Origin of the sequence: Mesorhizobium sp. CA15 (assembly GCF_020165215.1) — a bacterium.
Lineage (GTDB): Bacteria > Pseudomonadota > Alphaproteobacteria > Rhizobiales > Rhizobiaceae > Mesorhizobium.
Genome location: NZ_JAIUHQ010000002.1, coordinates 420,955 through 437,044, shown reverse-complemented (window position 1 = coordinate 437,044; position 16,090 = coordinate 420,955). Strand labels below are relative to the sequence as shown.

Annotated in this window: 13 protein-coding genes; 6 read left to right on the top strand and 7 right to left on the bottom strand. The window is 64.4% G+C overall.

The window, feature by feature from the left end; all coding sequences use genetic code 11:
- Positions 1–156: 156 nt before the first annotated feature.
- The 5 genes from LB515_RS05515 to LB515_RS05495 are packed head-to-tail and all read left to right on the top strand — an operon-like array spanning position 157 to position 6,893.
- Positions 157–1,134, top strand: coding sequence for an ABC transporter permease (locus LB515_RS05515; protein WP_224707016.1), 978 nt, complete (start codon positions 157–159; stop codon positions 1,132–1,134).
- 32 nt (positions 1,135–1,166) lie between these two features.
- The gene (locus LB515_RS05510) at positions 1,167–2,171 is read left to right on the top strand and encodes a sugar ABC transporter substrate-binding protein (protein WP_224707015.1); all 1,005 of its coding nucleotides are present in this window, start codon (positions 1,167–1,169) and stop codon (positions 2,169–2,171) included.
- A gap of 23 nt (positions 2,172–2,194) precedes the next feature.
- Positions 2,195–4,312 (top strand): ABC transporter permease, encoded by a 2,118-nt coding sequence (locus LB515_RS05505; RefSeq protein WP_411969123.1) that lies wholly within the window; start codon positions 2,195–2,197, stop codon positions 4,310–4,312.
- Positions 4,309–5,403 (top strand): hypothetical protein, encoded by a 1,095-nt coding sequence (locus LB515_RS05500; protein WP_224707013.1) that lies wholly within the window; start codon positions 4,309–4,311, stop codon positions 5,401–5,403. The genes LB515_RS05505 and LB515_RS05500 overlap by 4 nt, the downstream gene beginning before the upstream one ends.
- Positions 5,400–6,893, top strand: a complete 1,494-nt coding sequence (locus LB515_RS05495) for a sugar ABC transporter ATP-binding protein (RefSeq protein ID WP_224707012.1) — start codon at positions 5,400–5,402, stop codon at positions 6,891–6,893. Before LB515_RS05500 ends, LB515_RS05495 begins: the two co-directional genes overlap by 4 nt.
- 22 nt (positions 6,894–6,915) lie before the next feature.
- Here the strand turns inward: LB515_RS05495 and LB515_RS05490 are convergent, their stop codons facing one another.
- From LB515_RS05490 to LB515_RS05480, 3 genes are all read right to left on the bottom strand, one after another.
- Entirely contained in the window at positions 6,916–7,653 is a 738-nt protein-coding gene (locus LB515_RS05490; protein WP_224707011.1) for an SDR family oxidoreductase, read from the bottom strand.
- A 26-nt stretch (positions 7,654–7,679) separates the two neighbouring features.
- A complete protein-coding gene (locus LB515_RS05485) occupies positions 7,680–9,047 on the bottom strand; it encodes an MmgE/PrpD family protein (RefSeq protein WP_224707010.1) in 1,368 nt (455 codons plus the stop codon).
- Positions 9,048–9,175: 128 nt separating this feature from the next.
- Positions 9,176–10,069, bottom strand: coding sequence for an NAD(P)-dependent oxidoreductase (locus tag LB515_RS05480; RefSeq protein ID WP_224707009.1), 894 nt, complete (start codon positions 10,067–10,069; stop codon positions 9,176–9,178).
- 217 nt (positions 10,070–10,286) lie between these two features.
- Between LB515_RS05480 and LB515_RS05475 the strand changes: the two genes are divergently transcribed.
- Positions 10,287–11,258 carry a LysR family transcriptional regulator gene (locus tag LB515_RS05475; protein WP_224707008.1) on the top strand — a complete coding sequence of 324 codons (972 nt, stop codon included), beginning with the start codon at positions 10,287–10,289 and terminating at the stop codon, positions 11,256–11,258.
- Positions 11,259–12,070: 812 nt separating this feature from the next.
- On the opposite strand, the gene LB515_RS05470 is transcribed toward LB515_RS05475, so the two are convergent.
- The 4 genes from LB515_RS05470 to LB515_RS05455 are packed head-to-tail and all read right to left on the bottom strand — an operon-like array spanning position 12,071 to position 15,954.
- Positions 12,071–13,156: a Gfo/Idh/MocA family protein gene (locus tag LB515_RS05470; protein ID WP_224707007.1), complete on the bottom strand. Its 1,086-nt coding sequence runs from the start codon at positions 13,154–13,156 to the stop codon at positions 12,071–12,073.
- 49 nt (positions 13,157–13,205) lie between these two features.
- Complete coding sequence (locus LB515_RS05465; RefSeq protein ID WP_224707006.1) at positions 13,206–13,970, bottom strand: ATP-binding cassette domain-containing protein; 765 nt, start codon at positions 13,968–13,970, stop codon at positions 13,206–13,208.
- The gene (locus LB515_RS05460; protein ID WP_224707005.1) at positions 13,967–14,971 is read right to left on the bottom strand and encodes an ABC transporter permease; all 1,005 of its coding nucleotides are present in this window, start codon (positions 14,969–14,971) and stop codon (positions 13,967–13,969) included. The genes LB515_RS05465 and LB515_RS05460 overlap by 4 nt, the downstream gene beginning before the upstream one ends.
- Positions 14,968–15,954 carry a substrate-binding domain-containing protein gene (locus LB515_RS05455; RefSeq protein ID WP_224707004.1) on the bottom strand — a complete coding sequence of 329 codons (987 nt, stop codon included), beginning with the start codon at positions 15,952–15,954 and terminating at the stop codon, positions 14,968–14,970. Before LB515_RS05455 ends, LB515_RS05460 begins: the two co-directional genes overlap by 4 nt.
- Between the last annotated feature and the right edge of the window lie 136 nt (positions 15,955–16,090).

The following is a 16,090-nucleotide window of genomic DNA, read 5'->3' as shown; positions in this document are numbered from 1 at the left end:
CGCCCCCTACGCCCAGTCCGGCATGAAACATAACTGATATTCCTTGGGCGGATATGTCTTGAGCCAGCCAAAAAGGGGATGGTCGCCGCGAGGAAAAGCAGGTCGCGAAGGGGGTTCGCGACCGGGCCGGCAAGGCCTGGTTCGGGAGGTGGCGCAATGGCCAAGGCGCGGTTGTCGCAGGAGGGCGTGGTGTTCGCGCTTGCCGTCGCGCTGTTCGTGGTCTTCGCCGCCACGCTGAACAATTTCCTGACCGCGGGAAATCTGATCGCTCTGGTGCGCAGCGTCTCCATCCTGGGTATATTGGGCCTCGGCATGGGACTGGTCGTCATCGGCCGCGGCATCGACCTTGCCATGGTGGCGACCATGGTGGTGTCGCTCTCCTGGGTGCTTTCTATGGCGCAGGCCGGTATTCCCTTCGACACGGCTCTGGTCTATGGCGCCCTGCTGGCACTGGTCATCGGCTTGGCGAGCGGCATCCTGATCGCCTATGCAGACATTCCCGCCATCTTCACCACGCTTGCGATGGGCCTCGTGATGTATGGCTCGGGACGCGCCTTCCTGTTCCAGATCGACGTTCAGAACTCGCCTGCCGGCGTCGACTGGTTCGACTTCCTCGGACGAGGGGCTTTCCTCGGCCTGCCGATGCCCATCGTCACCTTTGCCGTGCTGGCCGCACTGGTCGCGCTGGTTTTGATGCGCACGCGCTTCGGCCGCTTCGTCTACGCGGCCGGCGACAATGCGCTCGCCGCGCGCATCGCCGGCCTGCCGCTGCGCCCCCTGATCGTGGCGCAGTATGTGATCAGCGCTCTGATCGCTTTCCTCGCCGGCGTGGTGATGGCCGCCGCCGTCTCGGGAATGAGCACCCGCGTCTACAACTCGACCATGATCTACGACGTGCTGCTGGTCGTCGTGCTTGGCGGCATCAGCCTCAGCGGCGGCCGCGGCAGCGTGCGCAACGTGCTGGTGGGAACGCTGCTGGTCGGCGTGCTCCTCAACGGCATGACCATCCTCGACATCACCTACACGACGCAGAACCTCATCAAGAGCCTGATCCTGCTGCTCGCCATCACGGTCGATAGCTTCATCAACCCGAGGGACGAGCAGACTTCGCAACAGAGCCAGGGCGACATCTGAAGACAAGCTTTGCAATCCAATGGGAGGAAACCATGAAATTCAGAACTATCCTGGCGGCCGGGCTCATGGCGCTCGGCCTGGCGGGGGCCGCACATGCCGATGACGGCCTCGACAATCCGTCGCGCAATCCGTTCTACGACGGCCTCAAGGGCAAGCGCGTCGTCTTCATTCCGCTGGCCATGGGCTTCGACCTGACGGAGGGCTGGGCGGCGATCATGCGCAAGCAGGCGACCGACCTCGGCTACACGCTCGAGATCCGCGACCCGAACTGGAGCACGGATGCCGGCACGCGGGCGCTGACGGCGCTCATCGCCGAAAAGCCGGACCTGATCATCGCGCACAATCCTGACGTCCAGTCCTATGCGCGCCTTTTGAAGCGTGCGATGGACGCCGGCATCAAGGTGGTCCAGCTCAACCTGGAATCGGTCGTGCCGACCGACGCCTATGTCGGCGCCGACTGGTCGCGCGTCGGCTATATCGAGGCGGACGCGCTGGTGAAGCAGTGCGGCACGGGATCGGGCAAGTCCGGCAAGATCGCGATCATCCGCGGCCAGCCGACGGCGGCGTCCGATCTCTACGAGCTCTATGCCTACAAGCAGACCTTCGCCAAGGATCCGGCGATCAAGATCGTGTCCGAGCAGGCCGCCCAGTATGATCCGGCCAAGGCGCGCGCCATCATGGAGACGGTGCTGCAGCAGCATCCCGATCTTTGCGGCGTGGTGGGCAACTGGGACAACCAGGACGTCGGCGCGGGCGCTGCCATCCAGGCGGCGGGCAAGGCAAACGACGTCTATGTCGTGACCTCGGGCGGCGGCAACCAGATCGGCTGCGACAACATCCAGAAGGGGCTGCTCGACCTGATAATTAGCTATGACGTGCCGCTGCAGGGCAACGCGATCAACCAGCAGATCGTCCAGACGCTGCTGTCGCCCGGCAAGGCCGGCGAATCGAAGACCTCCTACTACACACCGCTGACGCTGCTGACCAAAGACAACATCGGTCCGCGCACCTGCTGGTCGCTCGACCAGTTGAAGTGAGCCGGGGCAAGTCAATCAGCATCATGTCCAGCGACACCCTAGCGTCTCTGCGCTCGCGTTATCTCCCCGATCATCTGATCGGGGAGATCATGTCCAAGCGATGGATCGACAACGCCATCCCGTTCACCGCGCTGGTTCTGACGGTGCTGGTGATGGGATCGATCATTCCCGACTTCCTGTCGCTGTCCAGCCTGTCGGATCTGGCGCGCCAGTTCGCGGAGTTCGGGCTTGTCGTCCTGGCGCTCACCGTCGTCATGATCTCGGGCGGCATCGACCTTTCTGTGGCCTCGGTCTTCTCTCTTGCCGTCCTGTTCTCGCTCATCGGCGTGAATGTCTACGAGCTGCCGGTGCCCGCGGTTCTCGCCGGCATTCTCGGCATGGGCATGGTCTGCGGCGCCATCAACGGCTTGCTGATCGGTTATCTGCGCCTGCGCGCCTTCCTGACCACGCTGGTCAGCCTGATCATCTTCCGCTCGCTTTACGAGATCGTCTTCGTGCGCATGTCCACCTCGATCATGTCGGGGTTCTCGATGTCGGATCTGTGGGTGTTCATCGGCGAAGGCACGGTGCTCGGCATTCCCGTGTCGCTGGTGATCACGCTGATCATCGCGCTCGCCTGGCACCTGGTGCTGTCGCGCATGCGGCCCGGCTGGCGGCTGACGGCTGTCGGCGGGGCACGCCGCTCGGCCTTCAACGCCGGCATCAACGTGCGCTTCATGGTGTTCCTCACCTATGTCGCGTCGAGCACCATGTGCGCGCTCGCCGGCTTCCTGTTCGCGGCCCGCCTCGGCAGCACGGGGTCGGACACCGGTGTCGGTCTGGAGGTTCAGGCGCTGACCGCGGCTGTGCTCGGCGGCACCGCCATCGGCGGCGGCCGCGGCTCGGTCGCCAAGGCCATCATCGGCAGCCTGCTCGTGCTCATGCTGACCAACGGCTTGATCAATCTCGGCATCAGCGGGCCGATAACCTCGACGATCCTCGGCGCGATCCTGCTGCTCGCCGTCTTCGTCGACATGCGCTGGCAGAAGCATCGCCACCGCATCCTCGCCAAGGTCTACGTCTCGCCTGCCTATCTGGCGCTGCCGCCTTCGCCGCAGGTCGATGCGCCCGGCTCGCCCTATGTGCTCAACGACCGGCTGCGCTCCGTCGAGATTATCGGCCTCGGCGAGATCGAAGGGCCGGAGGATGTCATCCTCGATCGCGACGACAATCTCTATTGCGGCACGCGCCACGGCGACATCGTGCGTTTCTTCGGCCCCGATCATAAGCGCTCGGAAGTGTTTGCGCATATCGGCGGCCATCCGCTCGGCATGGCCTTCGACAAGGTAGGCAATCTGCTCGTCTGCATCGGCGGCATGGGGCTTTTCCAGGTGGCGCCCGACAAGACCGTCACCAAGCTGACCGACGAGACGAACCGCAGCTGGTTCTCCGTGGTGGACGATTCGCGCCTTCGCCTCGCCGACGACGTCGACGTCGCGCCGGACGGCCGCATCTATTTCAGCGAGGCGACCATCCGCTACGAGCAGGAGGACTGGGCGACCGACGCGCTGGAGAGTCGCGCCAGCGGCCGCATCATCTGCTACGATCCGCGCACCGGCAAAACACACACGGAAATCCCGAAGCTGGTGTTCGCCAATGGCGTCGCCATGTGCCCCGACGGCCAATCCTTCATGTTCGCCGAGAGCTGGACCTGCTCGATCAGCCGCTATTATTTCGACGGCCCGAAGAAAGGCAGAACCGAGAAGGTGATCTCCAACCTTCCGGGATATCCGGACAACATCAACCGCTCTTCCGATGGCAATTACTGGCTGGCGCTGCTCGGCATGCGCGGGCCCGCGCTCGATCTGGCGCTGCGCATGCCCGGCTTTCGCAAGCGCATGGCCCGTCGCGTCGCGCCGGACCAGTGGCTCTATCCCAACATCAACACCGGCTGCGTGGTGAAGTTCAACGAGAAGGGCGAGATCCTCGACAATCTCTGGGACCTCGGTGGCCTCAACCATCCCATGATCACCTCGATGCGCGAGCATCGCGGATGGCTTTATCTCGGCGGCGTCTCCAACAACCGCATCGGGCGCTACCGCTTGCCCGATGCCGACCCGAACTGGTGCGCGCAGGACGCCTATTGGGGCGCCCGCTCATGATCGCTGCCATCTATAAAGCCTGGGCCAATTTTCGCGGCTTCGATCTCACCGGCAGCACCGTGCCGCCGATGGACGGGCCCTTGCGGCCGAACGCGAAGCTGGACGCGATGCCGGTGCTGATGCAGCTCGACGACGTCGACAACCTCACGGCCGTGCATGACGGCATGCTCTGCTCTTCCGGCAACCACCTGTTGACGCTGTCGACCGCCGGCGACGCCTCGCAATTCGAGCTGAGCGCGCGTCGTTCGATGGACGGACCGGTGACCGCTATCGCCGCCTTGGGCGAAAGCCTGGCGATCGCGGTCGAGGGGCGCGGAATTCTCCTGGAAAGCCCAAGCGCCGCTTCGCGGCCGCTGACCATCGAAGGCCTCAACCCGTCCTGCGTGACCGCCATGGTCTTCGCTGATCCGACGACATTGTTCGTTGCCGTCGGATCGGACCGCCACGCGGCGAGCGAGTGGAAGCGCGACCTGATGACGAAGTCGGCGAGCGGCTCGGTCTGGCGGGTCGATACCGGCAGCGGCCGAGCCGAACGGCTTCTAGGCGGGTTGGAATTCGCGGCGGGCCTCGCGCTGTCCGGCAAGGACATCTTCGTCGCCGAAGCGTGGCGGCATCGCGTCCTTGCGTTGACAGGCGCCTCACAACCCCGGGTCGCGCTCGCGGCTCTGCCTGCCTATCCCGGCCGCATGACGCCGTCCGCCTCGGGCGGCTTCTGGCTGGCGATGTTTGCGCCGCGCAATCCGCTGGTCGAATTCGTGCTCAAGGAAGACGAATACCGGCGCCGCATGGTCGACACGATCGAGCCGGCCTACTGGATCGCGCCGGCGCTGGTGACCGGAAAGAGTTTTCTCGAACCGATCCAGGGTGGCGCCCGCAAGAAACTCAATATGCTCAAGCCGTGGTCGCCGACATGGTCGACCGGCCTGGTGGTGCGATGCGACGATCGCATGGCCATGCTGCGCAGCTACCAGAGCCGCGCCGACGGCGATATCCATGGCGTGACGTCGCTCTGCGAGGCGGGCGGCAGGCTGATCGCCGGCGCCAGGGGCTCGGGCAAGATTGTGGCAATCGACGACGAGACGGCGGCATGAATTCACTGGTCCAGTTGCGCGGGGTGTCCAAGGATTTTCGTGGCGTGCTCGCGATTTCGGACGTCAATCTCGACGTCCGACCGGGTGAGATCCATGCCATTCTTGGCGAAAACGGCGCCGGCAAGTCGACGCTGATGAAAGTGCTGGCCGGCGTCTATCAGCCTTCCTCTGGCGAGATGGTCCTGGACGGCAAGCCGACAGTTTTCAACTCGCCCTCCGACGCGCTCGCGCATGGCGTCGCCATGGTGTTCCAGGAGACCAATCTGGTTCCGTCCATGTCGGTGGCGCAGAACATCTATCTCGGCGACGAAAAGCTCTTCAACCGCCTGCGCGGCCTCAACATCCAGGCGCAGCGCTATCTGTTGTCGCTGAATTTCTACGTCGATCCCACCTCGCAGGTTTCGACCCTCGGCGCCGGCAAGAAGCAGATGGTCGAGATCGCACGCGCCGTGCACCACCATGCCCGGCTCATCATCTTCGACGAGCCGACCGCGACGCTGACCCCGGAAGAAAAATTCCACTTCTTCAACCTGGCGCGCCGGCTGAAGGAGCAGCGCATCGCCATCATCTTCATCAGCCACGCGCTGGAGGAAGCGCTTTACCTGTCGGATCGCATCACCGTGATGCGCGACGCCAAGGTCGTCGTCACCGACGACACGCGCAATTTCGACCGCGACCGCATCGTGCAGGCGATGGTCGGGCGAAGCCTGTCCGGCGAGCTTTACGCCGGCGAGAAGCGCAAGGCGCGGCCGATGGGCAAGAAGATCCTGAGCGTCGAGAACCTCTCGATGGGCAATACGGTCCGCAACACCTCCTTCTCGGTATTCGCGGGTCAGGTGACCGGCATGTTCGGTCTGGTTGGCGCAGGGCGGACGGAGACGATGAAGATCGTCGCCGGCGTTCTGAAGCGCGACTATTTCCACGGCGGCACCGTGCGCTTCGAGGACCGGCCGGTCCGCTACCGCACGCCGCGCCCAGCAGTGCGCGACGGCATCGTCTACGTCACCGAGGACCGCAAGATCGAAGGCTTCTTCGAGACGATGACCATTGCCAGCAACGTCCAGCTCGGGGCGCTGGCGACCGGCGCCAACCCGCTGACCGTGGTCACGCCGCGCAACGCGCGCGAGCTTGCCACGGCCTGGACCAAGCGGCTGGGCGTCAAGGCGATCGATGCCGATGCGCGCGTCATCGAACTGTCGGGCGGCAACCAGCAGAAGGTGGTTTTGTCCAAGGCGCTGATCCAGAAGCCGAAGCTGGTCGTCCTCGACGAGCCGACGCGCGGCGTGGATGTCGGCACCATCGTCGAGATACACAACTTCATCAACGAGCTTGCCGACAGCGGCATGGCGGTGGTGGTGATCTCGTCCTATTTGCCCGAGATTCTCGCTCTGTCGGACCGCATCCTGGTTGCGCGCCAAGGACGCGTCGTCGAGGAGATGGACATCGCCGAGGCCACCGAAAGCCGCATCATGTACGCGGCCGTGCACTGAGCCGGCCGGCGTCGGTCGCGACCTACCATCTGTTCGTCGGCAGCACGAACATCTGCGCGATCTGGACATGCGGCGGCTGGCTCAGCGCGAACATCACGCAGCGCGCAACGTCCTCGGGGTCGAGCGCCATGCCGAAACGTTCGAAATATTGCCGTGCCGCTTCCTCGTCGCCGCGGTGACGGGTCGTGACGATGTTGGTGCGCGTCAGGCCGGGCATGATCTCGATGACGCGCAACGGGGTCTCCGCGAGCTCGCCGCGGATGATGTCGCTCAGCATGTGCACGCCCGCCTTGCTGGCCGAGTAGGGCGCCTGCTCGGGCACGATCCGCAACGCGCTGATCGAGCTCATATTGACGATGTCGCCGCGGCCGCGCGCGATCATGCCCGGCAGAATCGCGCGCGTCACGCGCATCAGGCCGATCAGATTGGTCTCAATGATCGCCGACCAATCGTCCGGCGATCCCTGGTCGAAGCGGATGCGGCCGCCGATGTCGTGGCCGGCATTGTTGACCAGTATGTCGATGTCGCGGAATTCCGTCGGCACGTTTTCCAGGCAGGCGTCGACGGCTGAAGCGTCGGTTAAGTCCAGCGGAAGCGCAAAGACCTCGCCGCCCAGCTGGCTCGCCAACGCCTGGAGCGCCTCGGCCTGCCGGTCGGCAAGCACGATGCGAACGTCCTCGGCCCGGAGGCTTGTCGCAATGGCGCGGCCGATGCCGCTCGCGGCGCCGGTCACGAAGGCTGTCTTGCGCCGAACCGTCATTCAGACCCCTCCACGGACCTTAGCGTTCAAGCCGCCTTTCGCTGCTTCGCTTTTTCTTTGGTCGCGCAGAGCGGCATCAGCCGGCCGGCATCCTTCTTGGAGTCCAGCCTGTCGACGAAGTCCTCGATCGACCTGGCCGTCTCGCTGCCCACGATCGGCACGGCTGCCGACCTGAAGCGCTCCCGGATTTGGGCTTCGGTGGCCGGTATGACGTCCTGAAGGCCCATCGACAGCTGCCGCCCGTCGCAGAGGACGACATCGATGCTGGCGCCCTGCCTGGCCGGAAACTGCGCGGTCAGTTCCTCGCTCGCCGAGAGGTCGCAGGCATCGATCAGCCGCAGCGTCTCCTTGTGCCGCAGGTCCCTGTAATTGTCTTCCGACAGGCGGCCGCTGGCGAACACCGCCGCAACGCCGTAGGGAATGCTCATCTTGGCTTGCAGCGAACGCTCGAAAGGCCCGGTGTTGTCGCAGCCCGGATAGGCCGCCGCGGCGGCGGGAACGCGGATGCTGATCCGTTCGACCGGTGCTGCGCCGGGGCCGATCATCTCGACGAGCTTCAGCGCCGTCTGGCAGGCCGTCTGGGCGAAATTACAGGCCGGTGCCGCCTTGTGATAGACGGCCAGGATATCGGCCTCGCCGTCCGGAAAAAGCTGCACGGATCCCGACATCGGCCGGCGCGCGAAGGCGGCGAAGTAACCGGATTTTCCCTCCAGCACGTCCGGGGTTCCATAGGCGCCGGCGGCCGCAAGCTGGACGGCCATCCATGCGTTGCGCGCGGCGAAGCCGGGATGGAAGAACATGTCCGATCCGCCGCTCTGCGGCCACTGGTTCAGGCCCGAGGACGTGTTGGCGGCAAAGGCGATTGCGGCCGTGGTCTGTTGCTTGTCGAGGCCGATGAGTCGCGCGGCGCCGCATCCCGCGCCGATCGGGGCCACCAGGCCCGTCGGCCTGAACAGCGTCGAAAGTTCCCGGTCGATCAGCATCCGGCCGAGTCGCCCGCCGACCTCGTAGGCGACGATTGCCGACCGCAGCAGATCAGCTCCCGAAACCGCCTTCGTCTCGGCCAGCGCCAGCAGGAGCGGCCAGACGACGACGCCGTGATGGCATACCGATCCGGCATGCATGTCCTCGCGGACCAGTCCATGCCCCTTGACCGCGTTGACGAAGGCCGCGTCCGCCGGTGTGGCCTGCCGGGTTTCGCCGATAATGTGGCTGCCGCGCGCCGGCGTCACCGCGGCCAGCGCCTGCTGGCTCGGATCAAGCGCGGAAGCCTCGAAGGCGCAGCCGAGGAAATCGAGCAGGCAAAGCTTTGCCTTGGCGGTGACGGCCGGACTGAACACTTCCAACGGCAGGTCGGCCAGCGTGTCGGCCAATTGCTTCGTGAAGCTTGCCATCCGGGTCCTCCGCGGTTCCTGCCCTTTTAAAGCAATTCCAGTAAAAGTGTGGAGCGGCTTTCCGTTCGGAATTGCGTAAAAACAAAGACTTGGAGCGGTTCGGCGATTCCGTGAAGCGCTGAACCGCTCTAGGCGCGGATTTCTATTCCCGCCCATTCTTCGACGATGCGCACCATCGAGGTGAAGTCCGAGTCCGGCCCGAAACGGGCATTCGTGGCGGCGAGCATCTGTCTTACCAGCGAGCCCGCGACCATCGGCACGCCGAGATTCTCCGCCTCGTCGACGCACATGCGGACGTCCTTGTAGGAAAGGGCGGTGGCGAAGCCGAAATCGAAGGTTCCCGGCAGCACCGCGCGGGGGAACTTGTCCTGGGTGGCGCTGTTGCGGCCGCTCGATGCATTGATGATGTCGCACATGACGCGCGGGTCCAGGCCGGACTTCACGCCCATCGCAAGCGCCTCGGCGGAGAGCAGGATGACAGCCGCCGCGATCATGTTGTTGCCGAGCTTGGCGACCTGGGCGGTGCCGGCGTTTTCGCCACAGTAGAACCGCTTGCCGAAATTGGCCAGCACCGGCTCGATCTCGTCGAACACCGACTTCTTGCACGAAACCATCACCGCGAGCGAGCCGTTGCGGGCTCCGGCGATGCCGCCCGAAACCGGCGCGTCGACCCAGGCGATGCCGCGGCCGGCCAGCTCCGCCGCGATGGTCTTGGCCATGCTAGGCCCGGTCGTCGACAGGTCGATCACCACCTTGGCCTTTGCACCGGACGTCAGGCCGTCGGCGCCAAGCACCACTTCCTTGACGATGGGCGGCGTCGGCAGGCTGCAGAACACAACCTCGGCCTCGTCCGCGACGGCGGCGGCCGTGGCGGCCACACTAATCGAATTGCCCGGCAGGTCCGCGGCGGCATCCGGCCTGCGGTCATGGACAATGACGTGGTGGCCCGCTTCCACAAGCCGTCTTACCATGGGCGCGCCCATACGGCCGAGCCCAACGAACCCAAGCGTTCGAGTCTGCAAAGTTTTTACTCCGGGAAGGCCGTACTCGTTCAGAGGGCCATGGGCTAGCAAATAAGCCAATTCCGGGGCGCAGCATAAGCTTCGCTCGCCGCATAACAGCTTTGCAGGGCGCCGGTTGGGCCTGACTTGTCAACCATCGCTCCGTGCCCCAAACTCAAGCGTTTGCCGCGTGCTTCGACAATGCGGTTCCCCGCATTCGAGCCAGAGGCCGCCACTGATGTTCGATCTGAAGCAACTGCAGTTGTTCACCGCCGTGGCCGAGTTCGGCAGTTTCTCGCGCGCGGCGGTGGCGCTCTCCATCAGCCAGCCGGTGCTCAGCCGGCAGATCAAGTCGCTCGAGGACAAGGTCGGCGTCGCGCTGCTCTACCGCAATGGCCGGGGCATCGTTCTGACGGAAGCCGGCAAGATCCTGCAAAGCTACGCCGTGGCGCTGCTCGAGCAGGCCGCGCGCGCCGAGACGGAATTGGCGGCGCTGCGCTCGAACCCGCGAGGCACGATCGTGCTCGGAATGCCGCCGTCGGTCGGTGTCGTGCTGACGGCGCCGCTGGTGCAGAATTTCCGCGCCCAGTTCCCCCAGGTGAGCTTGAGGGTGATCGAGGGCTTCAGCGGCCATCTGCTCGAATGGCTGGTGATGGGCAAGATCGACGTCGCTGTCCTGTACAACGCGCCGAGGATGAACAATCTCCTGGCCGAACCCATCCTGCGCGATGAGCTATTCCTGCTCGGCGCGAAGAACGATCCGCACAATCTCGGCCCCGGTCCCGTCGATGCCGACGTGATGTCCCGGCTGCCGATGATCCTGCCGGCGAGGCCGCATGGGCTGCGCGTGGTGCTGGATCACATCCTCGGATCCGCCGGCATCGAGCCCAACATCGAGGTCGAGGTCGACGCCATGCCCTCGACCTTGCGGCTGGTCGAGGCGGGGATAGGCTACACTATCCTGTCCTATTCGAGCTGCCACAACCTCGTCGCCGAAGGCAGGATCAACTACTGGCGCATCCGCAACCCGCCGATCGAGCGGGAACTGCTTCTGGCGACATCCAGCCAGCGGCCGACCACGATGGTCATACGCGCGCTGACGACGCTCATCCGCGATGAGGTGCGTGTCCTACGCAAGCTCGGGGTCTGGGAGCCGCGTCCGCCGTCTCCTGGCCCTGAACCTGCCGCCGACCTCGGACGAGCGGGATAAGGAGCGAGCCATGCCGGGCGCGCTGGAAGGTACGGCGCTCCTCGGCATTGCCGGACGCGGATTCTCCGCTTGGGCTTCAGCGGTTCTCGCCATGAGGGGGCGTTCTTTCGTGCGAGAGGCGGTCTGCCGCGTCGCATTGGTTAGGATCTAACCCTGCCCGCGCCCGCACGTTGCCCGCACGCCGTGAGGCCGTGCGATATACAAGATCTTCTTCGGCTTCCGCCCTCGAAAGCCTGCGGCCGCAAGCTGACGTCTGCTTGCGGCCCCGAATAGGATGCTGACCACCTCGACGTTGAGCGACGCTGTGGCGGACTGAGCGGATTCTTGGCGGTTTGTTACGCAGATTAAGGTCTCCGATCTTGAAGCACTTCAATAATGATCTAAGTACATGAGATAATTGATTTATTAGCAAAATTTATGGCGGAGAGAGCGTCTTTCGATCTTGGGCCTATTGCGTTGAAAAACTTATCTTTTTTATCTGCTTTGTTACGCAGCTTGTTACACGGCCGGGACTACCGGTCGATTTCCACAAGCTCGCTGCTCTGAGTTCGTCCACCCATTTTTGGGCGGTATTCGAGAGTCACGCCGCAAGGAATGTCAGTTTTGCGCCTTCATTGCGCCCAGGCAAGGGAGCCATCTGAGTACTCCGGGGAGAGCCCTTCTTGTCTGCTCCGCTGAACGGCCTTTGGAGTTCGTAGCGGGAAGCGTTGCTTTGATGATGGCGTGCGCCCCGTGTTCCCCAAAAAAGTAATATCGAAATGCTTGACGGTCGGACCCAGGGATCTGCCCCCTACATATCGCGGCCGGCGACCTCATCTCCCGCCGCTTTCTCTCATCCGCGCAATGATCTCGGCCATCAGCGCAAGGTCGCGTCGTGAGTCCCCCAGGTCGGTGACCGGCTTGGTGCCCTCCATGATGTGGCGGTGGAATGTCTCCAGCTCGTTAGAGAAGGCATCGCCATAGAGCGGTCCGAAGGCCTTCGTCACTGGGCCGAGCGGCCCGGCCTCCGTCACCTCCAGGCGCGTCGGCAGGCTGCGGATATAGGGCGTGTCGTAGATGATCCGTACCCGTTTGGTGTTGGAGCGAACCTCGATCATGGCGTCGAACAGGCCGAGATCGTCGACCACCGCGTCATAGAGGCAGGCGAAGTGCCCATAGTCGAAGGTGACGCTGGTATTGGCGCCGCCATTGGTGCGGTGCGCTGCTACCACGCGCTTCGGTTCGCCTAGCAGTCCGCGCATGGCCGATATGTGGTGCGAGGAGAGCGCCGTCAGGCCGCGATAGGCGCGCACGAGCTCGGCCGAGGCGTCTTTTCCGACCACCTCGCGGATCAGCGCGTCGCGCTCCTCGGCACCGCGCGAAAGGATCGCCGGGTCGATGTCCCGCGGATAGAGGATATTCTGGCTCTTCTTCAGGAAATGCCAGCCTTCCGAGATCAAGTCGAAAATGCGCACATGAGTGATGTCTTTGTGCGCCGGCAACTCGTCTCGCGCCGCCAGATAGGCTGGGGCATAGCGGCGCATGTAGCCCACGAAGATCGTCTTTGTGTAATCCTTGCTCAGCGCCATTAGCTCGTCGATCTCGCGCACCGTCAGACAGGCCGGCTTTTCGAGCAGGACATGCTTGTTGGCTGCGATCGCGGCGCGGACGAAACGGCTGTGCGTGTCGTCCGATGAGAGGACGAAGACCGCGTCGATGTCCGGCGAACTGATCAGCGCCTCGGCGCTTTCGTAGGCCTTGGCGGTTGGGTATTGCGAGGTGATGAGTTTCACCAGGCTCGGTGAAACGTCATGGGCGCCGGCGATGACCCAGCGGTCGCGCTGGTCGGCCAACACCGGCAGATGGATCGATTGCGCGACCTCTCCAAGACCCACAAGCCCGACACGGATCAGCGCCACGGCAAACTCCTTCGCTAGTTTGTTTCAAATTCCATGCGCGGCGCGGCCGTCACGCCGCGCCGGTCACCAGCGCCACGAGCTCGTTGCCGGTGGTTTCGGACGAGCGCACTGTCGCCACCATCTTGCCGGCGCGCATCACCCAGATCTGGTCGGAGAGCCGTCGCACCTGATCGAAATTGTGGCTGATCAGGATGACGCTCACGCCCTGCTCGCGCAGCTTGCGGATAAGGGCCTCGACATTTGCCGTTTCCTGCACGCCAAGCGCCGCCGTCGGCTCGTCCATAACCACCAGCTTGGCGCCGGACCCCGCCGCGCGGCAGATCGAGATCGCCTGCCTCTGGCCGCCCGAGAGACGTCGGACGCGCTGGGTCACGGACGGCACGTTGATCGACAGCCGCGACAGCATGGCGCGCGCCTGGTCTTTCATCGCCTTGCGATCGAGCAGGACGAACGGGCCGATGCGGCGCACGATCTCACGATTGAGGAAAAGGTTCTGCGCCACCGTCAATTCGTCGATCAGCGCCAGGTTCTGATGCACGGTCTCGATGCCCGATTTTCGCGCCTCGTCCGGATTGGAGAACGGGTGCTGGCGACCGTCGAAATAGATCGTGCCGCCGTCAGGCACATGCACGCCGACGAGGCAGCGGATGAGCGTCGACTTGCCGGCACCGTTGTCGCCGATCACCGCGGTGACCTCACCTCGCCGGGCTTGAAACCCGACATCGGTGAAGGCGCGGATGCCGCCGAAATGTTTGCTCAGGCCTTGGCAGGCGAGGATCGCCTCGGAGGGCGCGATGTGATTGACGGTGCTCATTTCTGATACCGCATGATCAGCGCCGCCAGGACCACGATCACGCCCACGGCAAGTGGTTGATAGAAGGCCGAAACGCTGAGCAGCGTCAGCCCGTTGACGAGGGCCGTAAGCATCAGCGCGCCAATGGCCGGTCCCAGGATGCTGGCGCGGCCGCCGAACAGGCTGACCCCGCCCAGCACCACGGCCGCCACGGAGTTCAGGAGCAGGCTCGTGTTGATCTGCGGCTCGGCCGAGCCGATGCGCGCCACCAGAAGGATCGACGCGATGCCGGCGCAGAAGCCGGAGATCGTATAGGCGGCGATCTTGACCCGGTTCGTGCGAATGCCGAGCGCGCTGGCGCTCTCGGCCTGGCCGCCGGTGGCAAGCAGATGCACGCCGAACCGCGTGTGGTAGAGCGCGACATGCGCGACAACGACGGCCGCGATCGCCACCCATACCGGATAGCCGACTGGCCCGAGATTGCCTGACGCGAGCTTGAGCAGGAACGTCGAGCCCACCATGGTCGGCTCGCCACCCGACAGGATGAGGCCAACACCGGTGATGCCGGAGAGCGTGCCGAGCGTCACCACGAAATCGGGAATACGCCCGGTGGTGATCAGCACGCCGTTGATGAAGCCGATGGCGCTGGTGGCGAGCACCGCGAGCACGCAGGCGGCGAAGATGCCGAGACCTGCCGCATTGACCAGGCCGAGGATGACCGCGCCGAGCATGACGGAGGCTGCGAGCGAAAGGTCGATGCCGGACGTGGCGACAACGAAGGTCTGGCCGATCGACAACACCACCAGGATCGCGGCGGCAAGCAGCATCGCCTGCATGTTGGCGACGCTGAGGAAGACTGGCGAGGTGACGCCGAACAGGATGACGAGGCCGACCAGACCGACGACGGATGCCCAGTCGGCCCAGAAGGAAGGATCGATGAGGAGAGCCGCCAGGGAGGGGCGGCTCTCCTCTTGGACGCCCGCCTGTCGAGAGGCGGGCGCGTTGTCGGCTGGAACGCTCACTTCAGCATCTCGCGCAAGGGATCCGGATAGTCGCCGCCTGGACGCGGGAAGTTCTTCAGCGAGGCTTCCGCATTGTCCTTGTTGATCAGGAGCACCGGCGCCGGCACGTTGGCGGGCAGTTTCTTTCCCATTGCGGCAAGCTTGCACGCCTCGACGCCCATTGCGCCGACCACGTATGGATACTGCGCAACCGTGGCGGAGAGTTCGCCGGCGGCGACCGATTTCAGTGCGTCGACAATGCCGTCGAGGCCGATCACCTTAACGTCCTTGCCGGATGTCCGCACGGCCCGCTCGACGCCGAGCGCCATGATGTCGTTGGCGGCAAAGAAGCCGGCGAGATCCGGATGCGCGGCCAGGATGTCGGTGGCAGCAGTCAGCGCCTTCTCGCGATCCCAGTCGGCGCTCACCATGACCACCACTTCCAGCTTACCTTCCACCGCCTGCTTGAAGCCCTTGATGCGGGCGTTCGAGCCGACGTCGCCGACGATACCGGCAATCAGCGCCACCTTGGAACCTTTCGGCACCAGCTTCAGCATCTCCTCACCGGCCAGCGCGCCGGCGGCGACGTTGTCGGTGCCGATGTAAGTCGAGACTGCGAAGCCCGCGGCCTTGGCCTGCTCGGCATCGATGGTCGAGTCGATGTTGACGATCGGCTTCTTCTTCTGGGCGACCGGCACCAGAGCCTGCACCAGGTTGGAGACGCTGATCGGATTGACCAGGTAGCAATCATAATCCTGCAGGGCCATGGCCGTCAGCTTGTCGGCCTGCCCCGTCGCATCGCCCATATTGGCGGCGGCCTGCACGGTGACACCAACGCCGTCGGCCTTGGCTTGTTCCTCAATGCCCTTCTGCATGGTCTGGAAGAACGGATTGTCGAGGCCCTTGACGATCGCCGCGACCGTGGCGTCTTCGGCGTGCGTGGGCACGGCAAGCGTCGTGGCAAGCAGGCCAGCGCCGAGCGCCAGGCAATTGAACGTGCGCATATATCTTCCTCCTCCAAATTTTTGGTTGTCGGCTCGTTGTTCTGCGAACGGCATGGCTGACGAAACACACGCGAGCTCGGCGCTTGCGTTGGAAAGACAAGCTAGTGCGAGCGTACGGCACCCGGTTCGGGTTTCT

What these genes read in the sequence shown, in the direction of transcription:
- LB515_RS05500 (WP_224707013.1), top strand. Translation starts at nt 4,309, where the DNA reads ATGATCGCTGCCATCTATAAAGCCTGGGCCAATTTTCGCGGCTTCGAT.
- LB515_RS05455 (WP_224707004.1), bottom strand. Translation starts at nt 15,954, where the DNA reads ATGCGCACGTTCAATTGCCTGGCGCTCGGCGCTGGCCTGCTTGCCACG.
- LB515_RS05495 (WP_224707012.1), top strand. Translation starts at nt 5,400, where the DNA reads ATGAATTCACTGGTCCAGTTGCGCGGGGTGTCCAAGGATTTTCGTGGC.
- LB515_RS05505 (WP_411969123.1), top strand. Translation starts at nt 2,195, where the DNA reads ATGTCCAGCGACACCCTAGCGTCTCTGCGCTCGCGTTATCTCCCCGAT.
- LB515_RS05465 (WP_224707006.1), bottom strand. Translation starts at nt 13,970, where the DNA reads ATGAGCACCGTCAATCACATCGCGCCCTCCGAGGCGATCCTCGCCTGC.
- LB515_RS05515 (WP_224707016.1), top strand. Translation starts at nt 157, where the DNA reads ATGGCCAAGGCGCGGTTGTCGCAGGAGGGCGTGGTGTTCGCGCTTGCC.
- LB515_RS05510 (WP_224707015.1), top strand. Translation starts at nt 1,167, where the DNA reads ATGAAATTCAGAACTATCCTGGCGGCCGGGCTCATGGCGCTCGGCCTG.
- LB515_RS05475 (WP_224707008.1), top strand. Translation starts at nt 10,287, where the DNA reads ATGTTCGATCTGAAGCAACTGCAGTTGTTCACCGCCGTGGCCGAGTTC.
- LB515_RS05485 (WP_224707010.1), bottom strand. Translation starts at nt 9,047, where the DNA reads ATGGCAAGCTTCACGAAGCAATTGGCCGACACGCTGGCCGACCTGCCG.
- LB515_RS05490 (WP_224707011.1), bottom strand. Translation starts at nt 7,653, where the DNA reads ATGACGGTTCGGCGCAAGACAGCCTTCGTGACCGGCGCCGCGAGCGGC.